This is a genomic window from Streptomyces sp. NPDC058008, from assembly GCF_042886395.1.
Taxonomy (GTDB): domain Bacteria; phylum Actinomycetota; class Actinomycetes; order Streptomycetales; family Streptomycetaceae; genus Streptomyces.
In genome coordinates this window covers 137,091-150,315 of sequence record NZ_JBHVQX010000011.1, presented here as the reverse complement: position 1 = coordinate 150,315, position 13,225 = coordinate 137,091, and the positions used below count along the sequence as shown (strand labels likewise).

Annotated in this window: 12 protein-coding genes; 7 read left to right on the top strand and 5 right to left on the bottom strand. The window is 72.0% G+C overall.

The genetic code is table 11. The annotated features are described in order from the left end of the window. Positions 1–28 precede the first annotated feature (28 nt). Entirely contained in the window at positions 29–844 is an 816-nt protein-coding gene (locus ACFVS9_RS13835) for an SAM-dependent methyltransferase (protein ID WP_383113776.1), read from the bottom strand. Positions 845–1,245: 401 nt separating this feature from the next. On the opposite strand from ACFVS9_RS13835, the gene hemC reads away from it, so the two are divergent. Continuing rightward, complete coding sequence (gene hemC, locus ACFVS9_RS13830) at positions 1,246–2,181, top strand: hydroxymethylbilane synthase (protein WP_389931980.1); 936 nt, start codon at positions 1,246–1,248, stop codon at positions 2,179–2,181. An 841-nt stretch (positions 2,182–3,022) separates the two neighbouring features. Here the strand turns inward: hemC and ACFVS9_RS13825 are convergent. Continuing rightward, positions 3,023–3,364, bottom strand: a complete 342-nt coding sequence (locus tag ACFVS9_RS13825; protein ID WP_389931978.1) for a hypothetical protein — start codon at positions 3,362–3,364, stop codon at positions 3,023–3,025. A 313-nt stretch (positions 3,365–3,677) separates the two neighbouring features. Here ACFVS9_RS13825 and ACFVS9_RS13820 point away from each other — a divergent pair, with 313 nt between their 5' ends. Continuing rightward, complete coding sequence (locus tag ACFVS9_RS13820) at positions 3,678–4,127, top strand: SRPBCC family protein (protein ID WP_389931976.1); 450 nt, start codon at positions 3,678–3,680, stop codon at positions 4,125–4,127. Positions 4,128–4,190: 63 nt separating this feature from the next. Then, the gene (locus ACFVS9_RS13815; protein ID WP_383113772.1) at positions 4,191–4,577 is read left to right on the top strand and encodes a VOC family protein; all 387 of its coding nucleotides are present in this window, start codon (positions 4,191–4,193) and stop codon (positions 4,575–4,577) included. Here the strand turns inward: ACFVS9_RS13815 and bla are convergent. Next, positions 4,553–5,506, bottom strand: a complete 954-nt coding sequence (bla, locus tag ACFVS9_RS13810; protein WP_389931974.1) for a class A beta-lactamase — start codon at positions 5,504–5,506, stop codon at positions 4,553–4,555. The genes ACFVS9_RS13815 and bla overlap by 25 nt on opposite strands. Before the next feature lie 760 nt (positions 5,507–6,266). Between bla and ACFVS9_RS13805 the strand changes: the two genes are divergently transcribed. Then, positions 6,267–6,683, top strand: a complete 417-nt coding sequence (locus ACFVS9_RS13805) for a thiol-disulfide oxidoreductase DCC family protein (protein ID WP_383113770.1) — start codon at positions 6,267–6,269, stop codon at positions 6,681–6,683. A gap of 101 nt (positions 6,684–6,784) precedes the next feature. Here ACFVS9_RS13805 and ACFVS9_RS13800 read toward each other — a convergent pair whose 3' ends face one another. Continuing rightward, positions 6,785–7,333 carry a tellurite resistance TerB family protein gene (locus ACFVS9_RS13800; protein WP_389931972.1) on the bottom strand — a complete coding sequence of 183 codons (549 nt, stop codon included), beginning with the start codon at positions 7,331–7,333 and terminating at the stop codon, positions 6,785–6,787. Between the two features lie 1,091 nt (positions 7,334–8,424). On the opposite strand from ACFVS9_RS13800, the gene ACFVS9_RS13795 reads away from it, so the two are divergent. The 3 genes from ACFVS9_RS13795 to ACFVS9_RS13785 all read left to right on the top strand — a co-directional run bounded on the left by ACFVS9_RS13795 (position 8,425) and on the right by ACFVS9_RS13785 (position 12,491). Further along, positions 8,425–8,874 (top strand): spore-associated protein, encoded by a 450-nt coding sequence (locus ACFVS9_RS13795; protein ID WP_383113768.1) that lies wholly within the window; start codon positions 8,425–8,427, stop codon positions 8,872–8,874. A 458-nt stretch (positions 8,875–9,332) separates the two neighbouring features. Beyond that, positions 9,333–11,522 carry an FUSC family protein gene (locus ACFVS9_RS13790; RefSeq protein ID WP_389931970.1) on the top strand — a complete coding sequence of 730 codons (2,190 nt, stop codon included), beginning with the start codon at positions 9,333–9,335 and terminating at the stop codon, positions 11,520–11,522. A 165-nt stretch (positions 11,523–11,687) separates the two neighbouring features. Further along, complete coding sequence (locus tag ACFVS9_RS13785) at positions 11,688–12,491, top strand: DUF427 domain-containing protein (RefSeq protein ID WP_383113766.1); 804 nt, start codon at positions 11,688–11,690, stop codon at positions 12,489–12,491. 45 nt (positions 12,492–12,536) lie between these two features. Here ACFVS9_RS13785 and thpR read toward each other — a convergent pair whose 3' ends face one another. Continuing rightward, complete coding sequence (gene thpR, locus ACFVS9_RS13780) at positions 12,537–13,133, bottom strand: RNA 2',3'-cyclic phosphodiesterase (RefSeq protein WP_383113765.1); 597 nt, start codon at positions 13,131–13,133, stop codon at positions 12,537–12,539. Positions 13,134–13,225: the final 92 nt, after the last annotated feature.

Genomic DNA, 13,225 nt, shown 5'->3' with positions numbered 1-13,225 from the left:
CCGTCACCCCGCCGTCAGGCGGCCCCGTTCACCACTTGCGGCCGACGCCGCCGAACTCGATCCATTCCTGGGTCGCCTGCTTCGGAGCCAGATCCGAGTCCGGCCGCCAGGTGGAGACCTCCACCAGACCCGGCTCCAGGACGTCGAGGCCTTCCAGGAAGTCGTGGACATCGGCCTGCCGGCGCACACGCCCCCACTGATTGCCGGTGCTCTTCGCCATGAAGTCCGTGACGAAGTCGCGGGTCTTCGCGTCCTCGCTCACGAGCTGACAGACCACCAGGAAGCTTCCGGGAGCGAGACGGTCCGCCACCCGGCGCACGAGACCCGCCGGATCGTCCTCGTCCGGGATGCAGTGCAGGACGGACACGAACAGCGCTGCCACCGGCTCGTCGAGGTCTATGAGCCGCTCCACCTCCGGATGACCGAAGATACCCTCGGTGTCCCGCATGTCCGCCTGGATGACCGCGGTCCTGTCGTTCTCCTCCAGTATGGCCTTGCCGTGCGCCAGGACGATGGGGTCGTTGTCGATGTAGGCGACCCGGGAGGCGGGATCCACAAGCTGGGCGACCTGATGGACGTTGTCCTGGGTCGGCAGGCCGGAACCGTGATCGATGAACTGGCGTATTCCGTACTGCGATGCCAGGTGGTGCACGACCCGTCGGAGGAACCTCCGGTTGTTCACCGCCAGGACCTTGGTGCTCGGCACGTGTTCCAGGAGCTGCTCGCACGCGACGCGGTCGGCCGGGTAGTTGTCCTTGCCGCCCAGGTAGTAGTCGTACATCCGCGCGACGCTCGGCACGTTCACGTCGATGTTCCTCGGAATGGAGGTGTCCCCGTTGCTCATCCAGCCCCTCGCGGTTCCCTGAGAGTGAAGTCGTTGTCCGTGAGGGGTCATGCTATGGATCTCGCCCGGTGGCTGACAGTCCTCGGGGGAGTGAGGCAAGCCCGCAGGGTGGCGAACCGGCCACCTTGGAGGGGCGGCGGGGTGTCCGGGGTACCCGTTCCCCTTTCGCTGCTCCGGGCGTCCTGCGATGATCCTGTGTCGACTCTTCCTGCTCAGACTCTTGTATCTCTACGAAATGGGAGATGCGGAAGAACGGTGTCCGTGGTTTCGGGAGGCACTTCAAGGCGGCCTGAAATCGATGACGCCTGTTGCCCTCGCGCATCGCGGCGGTGGTCCGAAAGCGAACGCCCCGAACGCGTCGGACGATCGTCCCTCGAGCGCCGCGGTCTATCGTGAGGGCCATGTCCGCCCCAGAGCTGATCCGTATCGTCTCGCGCGATTCGCCCATGGCCCTCGCCCAGGTCGAGCGCGTCAGGACCGAGATCGCGGCCCTCCATCCCGCCACCGTCACCGAGGTCGTCCCCGTCCGGACCACGGGCGACAAGTGGATGGGAGACCTCTCCAAGGTCGAGGGCAAGGGCGCCTTCACCAAGGAGGTGGACGCGGCCCTGCTCGCGGGGGAGGCGGACCTGGCCGTCCACTGCGTCAAGGACATCCCCGCCGACCGGCCGCTGCCCGCCGGGACGACGTTCGCCGCGTTTCTCGAGCGCGACGACATCCGCGACGCTCTCGTCCATCCGGACGGCCACACGCTGGACCAGCTCCCTGACGGCACCCGCATCGGCACCTCGTCCGTCCGCCGGACCGCGCAACTCGCCGCTTCCCACCCGCACCTGCGCTGCGTTCCGTTCCGCGGCAACGCCAACCGGCGACTGGCGAAACTCGCCGCGGGCGAGGCCGACGCCCTGCTGCTGGCGGTCGCGGGTCTCCACCGCATCGGACGCCCCGACGTCATCAGCGACATCCTCGCCGCGGACACCATGTGTCCCCCGATCGGCGCGGGCGTCCTCGCCCTGCAGTGCCGCGAGGACGACACCGGGACCATCGACGCCGTGAGCGCGCTCAACCATCCCGGCACCTACCGGGAGATCACGGCCGAGCGGATGTTCCTCCACGTCCTCCAGGGCCACTGCAACTCACCGATCGCGGGCTACGCACGGGCGCACCGCAACGGAGACCTCTCCCTGCGGGCCTGCGTGTTCACCCCGGACGGCAAGACGGTCCTCAACGCACACGAGTGGGCCGGGCCGCTCGACCCCGCCACCCTCGGTACCTCCGTCGCGGTCACGCTGCTGCGCCAGGGTGCGCGAGAACTGATCGACTCCATCGCCCACTGATCTCGTGGGCGGGTCCTTCGGGCCGCTGCCGCACACCCGCCGATGCGTCGCGCAGGGGCCGAGGTCCTGTGTGTGCGAAGGCGTACCCGACGCCCTCCGTCGCGGCGATGTGCCTCGCCAGGCCGGTGGGCGGACGCCGGCCCGAGGCCGTCGACCGAGCGGTCAGCCGCCGAGCCGTACGCCCGGGCGAGGAGCGAGGCGGGAGCCGTACTGACCGAGCGGCACAGAATCAGTGACATAGCGTCAAGTCTCGTCGTCGGAGGACGTTTTCCCCTGACGATCCCGGAGCGTGTGATGCCACGGGCCCGACTCGCCGCCGGAAGGCGTCACACGCGGCACCGGCTCCGGGCCCGTCCCGACCGGGCGACGCCGTGACAGCCGTCCGGTCCGAAGCAGGCCGCCGGCGCCCTGGCCTCGTCCGGTGTGACCGGCGCGGGGACGGCTTCGACCCGTCTGGCCTGCGCATCGATCTCCTCCGCGCCGCCATTCCTGGTCGGGGGGAGAGCCCGCAGCGGTGAAGATCCGGACGTCGGACCTCCTCCGTTCGTGATCGGTTGTTGTGGTAGCGCCGAGCAGGGCAGGTCTGCCCCATGGGGTGAGCACGGATCTCTCGGAGACCGACGGGCTGCGGGGCCACGGCCGAACACCCGCTGGGGCGGCGGAGGAGCGGCCCTGATCAGCGCCTGGACAGGGGCCGGGCCGCTCTCACCCGGTCCGCGTCGTCGTGTCCGGGACCCGCGTGACCGCCATCGCGTCTGCTGCTCCCACACACCCCGTACGCGCCCCTGCGACACCGCCTTCACCGGTCAGGACGCCGTGAGCGCACCGGCCGGGGGCCTGATCATTCCTCCGCGTCGGCAACCCCCTCGGCCATCGCGCGGCGGCAGCGTTCCACCTGGTCGGTGACCGCTTCCATGAACCAGTTCATCACCTCGTAGGGGATGACGTGCTCGTCGTGGCTGTGGATGTGCACGGCCGGCTCCACGGTCGGGTCCTCGTCGGGAACGTATGCCACCAGAAAGGCCGCCCCGGGCAGGTGCGAGGCGGCCTGCGGAAGGCCGGCGCGCGCGGTCGGAGCGGGGACCGCCTCGCTCAGCTCCACGGCCCAGGCGTCGTCAGGGAGGGCGTAGTGGAACCGGATCGCGTACTGGCGGCCCGCGTGTTCCCGCAGCTCTGTTGGCATGACGGCAGGTTGTCACAAGGGGGGACCGGGATCGAGCCGCATTGCGACCGGGGAGTTGAGCCCGGGTCTGCCGCTCCGCCGGAACCTCGCGGACGCCTACCCGGCAGTCCATCCTCCAGCCCGGTCCCCGCGCGTCGCTGCGGTACCGGGACGCTCGGAGACGGAGGACCTGCTCCCGCCGTCCGAGAGCACCCGATTGCACGCCGGATGTGCCCGCCCGGCTGCCGGGTGGCCGTGGAGCGTCGATCCTGGGAGGCAGTGTCGCCACAGAGCAGGGGCACGACCCGTGCCCGCCGTATCGGAGGAGACCCCCATGGCCCGGTTCGAGGTGACCGTCGACATCGACCGTCCCGTCGGAGAGGTTTTCGCCTTCCTGGCGGACGGTGAGAACGACAGGAAGTTCAGCCCGCGTGTCCAGGACATCTCCAAGGACCCGGCGGGTCCGACCGCCGTGGGAACCGTGTTCCGCAGCACGGTGAAGGACGCCGGCATGACGACCCGGCGCGAGTTCCGTATCAGTGAACTCGTCGCCCCGACGCGCATCCGCTGGAACGAACTGTCGGCCAACCTGGTGACGGCTCGGGAAGGGGGCTACGACATCGAGTCCCTGCCGAACGATCGAACGCGAGTGCGTATTTTCAATGACCTGGAGGGGCATGGGCTGGGAAAGCTCCTCGTCGGGTTCGCCGTCGCCGCCGCTCGGAAGGACGCCCCGGCCTTCGGGCAGCGGATCAAGGCCGCGGTGGAGGCCTCGGCTTCCTGATCAGGGGCCCGGGGTCCGGACCGGTTCGACGGGTGCCCGCGTCGGGACGCGTAGGGTCGGGGCATGGTGCACGTACTGAGCAGCAGGGTATTGCTGAGGCCCCGCGACCCGGAGGCCTCGCGTGACTTCTACGGGCGGACGCTCGGGCTGTCCGTCTACCGTGAGTTCGGGACCGGCCCCGATCGGGGAACGGTGTACTTCCTCGGCGGGGGCTTTCTGGAGGTGTCGGCCCACTCGGACGTGCCTCCGACCGACACGTTGCGGCTCTGGATGCAGGTCGCCGACTGCGCGGCGGCGCACGAGGAGGTGGCGGCCCGTGGAGCGGTCGTCCTCCGGCCACCGCTCCAGGAACCCTGGGGCCTCATCGAGATGTGGATCGCCGACCCGGACGGCCATCGCATCGTGCTGACCGAGGTGCCCGCCGATCACCCGCTCCGTTTCCGTGCCTGAGCGGCGAGGGTGGTGAGCGCGACGCGAGCCGCCTCGGCGACGAGTGCGTCCTGCGGCTCCGCTTCCGGGGCGTCGCGACGTGAGAGTACGGCGATGGTGATCGGTGCGGAGTCCGGCGGCCGGACGACGGCGATGTCGTTCCGGGTGCCGTAGCCTCCCGTTCCGGTCTTGTCGCCCACCACCCAGCCGGCCGGGGCGCCCGCACGGATGAGTGCGTCACCGGTGGTGTTGCGCCGCAGCCAGTCGTTCAGCGCGGCCCGCTCGTGCGCACCGAGGACGTCACCCAGAGCGAAAGCGCGCAGCCCTGTGGCCAGGGCCCTGGCGGTGCTGGTGTCCCGGGTGTCACCCGGCGCGGCCTCGCTGAGATCGGTCTCGTAGCGGTCGCACCGGGTGGTGCGGTCGCCGAGGGCCACGAGCGCGTCCTGGAGGCCACGGGGGCCGCCCAGTTCACGGAAGAGGAGATTGGCCGCCGCGTTGTCGCTGTAGCGGATGGCGGCGTCGCACAGTTCGCGCAGGGTGAGCCCCGTGTCCACGTGCCGCTCGGTGACCGGCGAGTTGGCGACGAGATCGCCGGGGCCGTACCGTACGCGCCGGTCGAGCTGCTTGAGCGTGTACCTGTCCAGGATCGCGCCCGCCAGCAGCGCCTTGCAGGTGGAGGCGTACGCGTGGCGCTCGTCGGGGCGGTGGGTGACGGAGAGGCCGCTTCCGGTGTCGAGCGCGTACACGCCGAGCCGGGCGTCGTACTTCCGCTCCAGTGCCCGGAACGCCTGTCGCGTGCGTGGAGCTGTCTCTTCGGAGCCTGAGGGTGCCGGTCCGGAGGGGGCCGGTGATCCGGCGGTCGGCGCGGTCGTGTCGCACGCGGCCAGCGGGAGGGCCGCGAGGCCGGCCAGTGCGGAGAGCGCGGCGCGACGGGGGAGTGGAGTGTGCACGTGGGGGGTGACTTCCTGAGTCCGAAGGGATGCGTGGCCTGGACAGCGCATCTGCCCCCGATCCAGCGGGTGTTCGGTGCGCGGTGTGCGGCCTCATGGATCTGGTTCTCCACCCTAGGGCGGGCCCCTCCGCTGCTCGGGGACCGGCCGCGTGTCGGCCCTGTCGGGCGAAGCGGACCGTGAGCGGCGGCAGTTGAAGCGAGTCGCCCGCGTGCCCCCCGTTTTGGCCCGTCGCTCGGTGAACCGAACAGGACCGTAGGCCTTATGTGTTGAGGCCCGGCGCCCGAGGCACGGACCCCCAGGGTGCGGGTAAGGCGACGTACCGGTACGCGCCGTGGTTGGCCTGGCCGGAGCGTGGACGCCGGCGATTGCGGGCACGGCGGCAGTCGCGGTCCCGCGTTGGACGCGGCGGGTGGGCGAGGCCATGTGTGCTGTTCTCCACGGACGTGATCCTTCGGCAGGGCGCACGCTGTACGGAGCCGGTCCACGCCCACTGGTCATCGGTCGATCGGTTGCTCCGGGGGCCGGAGTCCAGGAGAGGACATGCGCGCTGAGCGACGTGTGTCCGGCGTGCGGAGGTCTCCCGTGGCCGCGCTGGTCTGTGCCCCTGTGCCGGGCGTGTCCGGGGTTCGCCTTCAGCTGCCGACGCTCAGCCTGGACCTGGGCGTAGCCCCACGCTCTCCCAAGCCCCCCGGCCCTCGGGGCGTCGCCGACCGGAGGCCCCAGGTGTCGCTCACGCCGGGTGCGGCATGATGAGGCCATGCGGATGCGACCTGTACTCGTCTACGACGGCGACTGCGCCTTCTGTACCTCCTCCGTGATGTTCGTCGAGCGGCATGTCCGGCCGCACTGCGAGGCCGTCCCCTGGCAGTTCGCGGATCTGGGCTCCCTCGGAGTCACCCAGGAGCGAGCGGAGTACGAGCTGCTGTGGATCACGCCGACCGGGGTGGTCCACGGAGGCGCGCAGGCAGTCGCCAAGCTGCTGTTGAACGCGGGGAAGGGCTGGGCCGTCCTGGGGGCGATCCTCACTCTTCCGCCCGCCCGCTGGATCGCTCGCCGCGTCTACCGGCTCGTGGCGGACAACCGTCAGCGCATGCCGGGCGGCACACCTGCCTGCGCACTTCCGGCGGACCGTCGGCCCGGGGGCCGGACGTCGTCCCCGCACATCCCCCGCTGAGCGCCGACCTCGTCCGGCCGGGGCTCAGCGGGAGATGTCACCGTGCCGGGCAGCCGCGCCGACGGTCGCCGCGGACGTCCGCCCCACCGCGGGCTGCGGATTCAGAGCTGGAATTCGGTGGGCGACAGCCCCAGCGCCGTGCAGGCCTCCCGGAGAATCATGTGCTCGGCCTGGGAGAAGCTGCCGTCGGCTCCCGCGATGACGATGCCGGTCTGAAGCACGGCCCTGGCCTCGGTCGGCTTCTTCGCTGTCTTCGCGATCTCCTGCATGGCGTCGGCCTTGCCCTGCGGGAAGTTGAGGGACAGCTGGTCCACGTGCTTGTTGAAGCGCTGACGCAACTGCTCCGGAGGGAAGTTCTGCAGCACCTCGTTGCCGAGGATCATCGACTCCACATGGCGTCGCTCGGCTGGGTCCACGTGGCCGTCCGCTGCGGCGACGAGGGCACACATCGCCATGCTCGCGTCCCGGTAGGCGCCGCTCTTCAGCTCCGTCTTGAGGGAAGCGAGCTGTGACTTCAGCGTGCTGACCAGCTGGGCGCGCGACCCGCCCCCGGACCCCTGGCCACCGCTTCTTCCGGCCGCCTGCCCGCGCGCTCCCTGGCTCTGCTGGAGAGTCCTGGCCTGATCCTTGAGTCGGTCCCACACTGCCATCGAGGTCACCTCGGTCTTCGTTCGATCGGTCGGTCACGAGCCCGTGCTCTCAACCGGCCAACGGGCCGCCGATGGTAAAGGTTCCGCAAAGTGATCGGCCTTCTGTCCTCGCGAGTCCTTCGACGCCGCGGTCGCATCTGTTCGCACCCCGGCCGGAGCGTCGGCCTTGTCGCGTGGCCCCGCCGGGTGCGCTTGCGCTCGCGCCGCTGCGGGTGGCGCGGCGCGTGCGAACGCCTTGCTCGGGCCGTCGGTGCCCTGCGTGCGGCGATCAGGCTTCTGGGCGCCGGGCGTGGTCGGCGACCTCCTGCGACTCGCCGTTTCCAGGTGCTGCGATGCCCTGCATGGGTATCGACGAGCCCTGTTCCGGCGATCTCGTGTCGGTCGGGGTGGCTCGGTTCCGGGCCGACGGGGGTCACGGGTCCGGTTGCCGTCCGTATCCGCGCCTCGGCGAACCGGGCGCGCTCCGGGTCTCGCCTCCGGACATCGACTGCGCCGCGGAGCTGCCCACCGTGCGCACGCTGCGCCGCACGCAGACACGCGCCTCGCGCGCTCATCCGGCTGCCCGGCACCACCGACCCCTTGGCGCGTAGCCGGTCGAAGCGGACCCCGGCGACGGCGAGTCGCGCGGCCGACGCCGGGCGCGCGTCGGGGCGCTCGCCCTGACCGGCTGCGACGGTGGTCGGCTGCCCGCGTACGCCGTGGGCACGTGGCCGGTCGACATGGGGGCGAGCGATCCGCCCTTGCCCGTAAAGCTCTCCGAGGGGGTGCGACGGGGTGCCCCGCACGGCTGGAAGGGTGAAGCGACCGGACGGCGTTGCTCCTTCAGCGCCCGAGCGCCTCGCGGACACGGCCGGCGCGCCGATCGGGTGCGCCGGCCGATCGGCGGACGGGGTGGGCTGCGTAGAAACCCGCTGCCCCGACTTCCGACGGGTGCCCGCCGCCTGAGGCCGTACGACCTGCCACGATCCCCGGAGGGTTCCCTCCTCCGGGTGATCTCCCGTACCTCGCCGCGCATGCGGAGCAACCATCCATGCCGTTCGGGGGTCACAACAAGTGGGAGTAATCCACTCTCGAAGACACAAGGGGGAAATATGCGAATTGTACGTAATGTCGCGGCCGTCGGGGCGGCCACCGCGCTGGTGCTGGGGGGCACGGCCGCGTTCGGTGCGACGGCCTCCGCCGCGCCGAACGTCACGCCCCAGGGCGTCTGCGGCAAGGACTACAAGACCGTGAACTCCGTGGCCGTCGGCTCGCTGGGCACCGTCTACCTGACCTACAACGCGTCCAACGGCAAGAACTGTGTCGCGACCATCCGTACCAACCCGGGCACCGCCAAGCAGATGTCCGCGTACGTCTACATCCCCGCCACCGACGAATGGGCCGGGGACGACGGGAAGTTCACCTCGTACGCCGGGCCCGGTTACGTCTACGGCAAGGGCTACTGCGTGAGCTGGGGAGGCAGCATCGACAACGTGTACGTGTCGGTGGAGAACTCCAACTGCGCCGCCCTCAAGGAGCAGCGGACCACCGAGATCCGCTGACCCCGGCTCGCTGTCCGCGGCCATTCCCGCGTTCACAGGTTCATGGGTTCACAGGCATGCTCCTTCCCACCGGTCTCACCGGCGGAGCATGCCTGTGCGCCCGCCCCCGTGGCACACGGCGCCCGGCTCCTGAGCCCGCCGGGCCGTCCGGGGAGCGGCGGATCAGTCGCGTGACGGTCGGGGCGGCCCACCCGTATCGCAGGCGTCGCCCGGGCGGTCGGTGGCCTGCGGTCGGCCGGTTCCCCGGCGGGTGAGTGGGAGAGCGAGCGGCTCGACGCCGGTCGACAATGGCGGCAGACCATGGGCCGCGCGAACCCGTGCCGCCGAACCCTCCCCGGGAGAGAGGGGTGCGGCATGAGCCGCGAGCCCGCGACCCGTGCGGTGCACCCGCCCCGGAACCCGTCCCACCGAAGCCGCGTGGACGGCCCGGCGAGAACCGGCGAGGAGAGGACGCGAGCGTGAGACCCACGCGTGAGAGAGCGGCGATCCTGCGCAGGTCCCTCCGGGTGACGCTCGCGGCGAGCGCCGGTTTCTATCCGTTCCTGTACGCCGCCGAAATGCCCGCCGCCGCTCTCTACGCGCTCTTCGCCCCCATCGCCCTGGGCCTGCTCTCGGCCATCCCGGGGTCCGGCCGTCGGCAGGCGCTCGTCACGCTCTGCGCGCTGCCCCCGGCTCTCGTCCTGGCGACCTTGGGAACCCTGCTCGCGGTGGACACCTGGGCCGCGACCGGCGGCATGCTCGTCATCGGCTTCCTGCTCGCGTTCGCGGCCGTGGCCGGCCCCCGGCCGGCGGGCGCTGCCCCGGGCCTCCAGCTCTTCTACATCCTTGCCTGCTTCCCGCCCTACGCACCGGAGGTGCTGGGGGAGCGGCTCGCGGGGCTGAGCGTGGGAGTGCTGCTGGTCGCCCTCTCCCAGGTCCTGCTGCCCGACCCGCCCGTCCCGTCCTACCGGGACCGGCTGGCGAGCGCGCTCGTGACGGCCGCCCGCGCGGCGGCCACCGGCGAGGTACCCCCGCAGGACCTGCGCGAGGCCGGATCGAGGATGCGGCTCTCACACCTCCCCGCCTCGGAACGCCCCGCAGGCGCGGGCCGGACGGACCGCGCACGGGAACAGGCCGGCCGCGCGGTACGCCGGCTCCTCGACCAGCTGGCGACGCTCGCCGAGACGCCACGGACACCGCGCGATCCGGCATCCGACACCCTCCTCGGCCGGGTCGCGGAGCTGAGCGACGCCTGCGCGCATTCCCTGCGGACCGGATCCCGCCCGCCCGTCCCCGGAGCACTCGAGCGGGCGATGCGCGACTTCCAGTCGGAACGGATCCGCGCGGCTTCCGGACCGTACACCCCGGCGATGCCCACCCCTGACGGCGTACCAGGCCGGGGAGAGCCCGACTCGCGGCGGCCCGACTCCCCACCGGCCGGCCGAACTCCGCCGGCGGCCGTGCTCCGGCGGCAGTCCCAGGTCCTCGCCCTGGCCGAATCGGCACGGATCGTGGAGATCAGCCTCGACATCGCCGCCAACGGCAGGCCCACGGCCCCGCCCGCCCCTCGCGATCAGTTCTGGTACGCCGGGCTCTCCACCCCGACGCTGTGGGCACGGCGCTTCCTCGGCAACGTGACGCTCCGGTCGGTGCTCTTCCAGAACGCCGTGCGGACCGCGCTGGGCCTCGCGGCCGCCCGGCTGGTCGCTGGTTCCCTCGGCCTGGCCCACGGGTTCTGGGTACTCCTGGCCGTCCTGACCCTCGGGCGTACGACCGTGGGGGCGACCTGGCGTCAGGCCCGTCCGGCACTGATCGGCAACGCGGTCGGGGCCCTGGTCGCGGGCGCGCTCGTGATCGGGTTCGGGCCGCACACCGACGCCTACGCGGTGCTGCTCGCCCCCGCCATGCTGGTGGGCTTCTCCGTGGGACCGCTCCTGGGGACCGCGTACACGCAGGGGCTGTTCACCCTGGTCGTGGCCACCGCCTTCGCCCAGCTGGCACCGGTCACCTGGAAGCTGTCGGAGGCCCGGATGGTGGACGTCGCGACCGGCAGCGTGGTCGGGCTCCTCTGCGGACTCCTGGCCTGGCCCGCCGGGGCCCGACGCGAGGTCCGCCGCGCCATGGCCGGACTGCTGCGCACCTGCGGCGGGCTGGTGCCGCCGACCGCGGAGGCGCTGCTGACCCCGTCGCCCGGCTCGCGGGCCGCACCGCAGACGCTGCCGAGCCTGCACCGGCTGCGCCTCGCCGAGGCGGCCTACGCCCAGTACCGCAGCGAGAGCGGTACCGCCGCGCAGGAGACCGGTCCCGACTGGCACGCGGTGCTCATCGCCGCCGACCACATGCTCACGGGCGCCCACCGGCTGCCCCGCTTCGGTCTCCGTCCGAGCACCGGCCCCGCGAATCCGGAGGCGGTCCGCGCCCGCGGCACCGCGGCCGGTCTCCAGGCCGAGGCCGACCGGATCGCCGCAGGGCTCGCCCACGGCCGCCCGGTGGGCGAGCCGTTCGCGGTGGCGGAACCTCAGGAGTACTCGCCGGCATTCCTGTCCGTCGATCTCGAGGTGTGGATGACGAGCCTCGGCCACCAGCTGACCCGCATCGAGGCATCGATGGCCCGGCCGTCCCGTCCGCGACCCCAGGGCCTGCCCTCGGACGGGACGGCGGGCCCCTGAGCGTGCGTCCTTCGGCCCTGTCACCCGCTCGACGTGCCGACACGCGGCCGGTCAGTAGAATTTCGGATGACGGGGGAGGTCCTGCGCAGAGGTGGAACGCGCCCGCCCGGACGGCTGCCAGGAGCGACGCACGCCCAGAGGACGAGTGGACCGAGGTGATCACCCATGGCGAGCGAGAGTGTCCTGCACCCCGGTCTCATCGTCCCCGTCGGACATGTCGAGCCCGTGCCGCGTCGCGTCCGGGGGACGATCGGCGGACACGTGGCGTTCGACACCCGGCGCGCCCTGTACGTCTGGGAGCGGCCCGCCTACCCCCAGTTCAGCATCCCGGTCGAGGACCTGGTCGACGGAGTGCTCACCGATGACGGCCGGACGGAACGGCTCGGCGCAGGGCCCGCGCGGCGTCACACGCTGCGGGTCGGGTCCGACGTCCGTGAGGGCGCGGCGTGGGTGTGGGACGACACGGCCCCCGCTCCGCTGCCCGGCACGGTCCGCTTCGAGTGGGAGGCGCTGGACTCCTGGTTCGAGGAGGACGAGCCGGTCTTCGTGCACCCGAGGAGTCCCTACTCCCGGGTGGACGCCCTGCGCTCCACCAGCAGCGTCCGAGTGGAGCTGGACGGTGTGCCGCTGGCCGACGCGACGCACTGCGTCAAGCTGTTCGAGACCGGTCTGCCGACCCGTTACTACCTCGACCGCACGTCCGTCGACCGGGCCCGTCTGCGATGGTCCGACACGGTGACCCGCTGCCCCTACAAGGGGACCACGAGCGGCTACTGGTCGTTCGACAGCGGCGTCGCGCTCCACGAGGACATCGCCTGGGCCTACGACTTCCCGACGATCCAGGTCAACCGCATCGCCGGGCTGGTCGCGTTCTACAACGAGCGTGTCGACCTGTACGTCGACGGTGCGTTGCTCCCGCGGTCATCCGGCCGCGCGGGACGTGGCGGCGCGCCGGCGAGCGCGGCCTGACGACGAGTGCCCTGGGCGGGGTCCCCGGGCGCCGTGGCGTCCCCTTCAGGACGCACCGCTGTCATCACCGCCGAGAGGCCAGGCCTCGATGTCGCGGTAGTGGATCGGGCCTCTGCCGCGTCCGGCGTTGCTGCCCACCAGGTGCAGCCGCTCGGCGGGCCACGGTCCGCCCTCGAACCCGGCGATCCCTTCCGCGATCTCCGCCGCCGAGGACCGGTCGCCCCTGCGGACGCGGGCCAGGGTCAGATGGGGGCGCAGGGGCCGTTCCTCGAAGGTGACCCCGCACCCCCTGACGGTGGCGCGTACGTCGGCGGCGAGGGCGTGCAGTGCGTCGAGGTCGCCGTCGACGCCGCTCCACAGCACGCGGTCGTCGAACGTCCCGCTGCCCCGCAGTGCCAGGCGGGGAGACCTGCGGACCGCCGCGAGGGCCGCGAGCGGGGGGCGCAGGAGCGGAACGGTGCCGGTCGGCAGCTCCCCGAGGAAGGCCAGGGTGATGTGCCAGTCCTCGACGCGGTTCCACCGCACCTGGGGGTGCGTGCCGTAGGCGGGGCGCAGCTCCCGGGCCAGTTCCTCCTTCGCCCGGTCGGGCGGGGCGAGGGCGATGAACACCCGAACGGTCGCGGGCTGAGTCTGTTCGTTCACATCTGACTTCGTACCGCATGCCGCCGGCGGCCCACGGACCGGGTGCGGCCCGCCCGTGAGGAGAGGCCCCGCGCCGCGCACGCGCGGGGCCT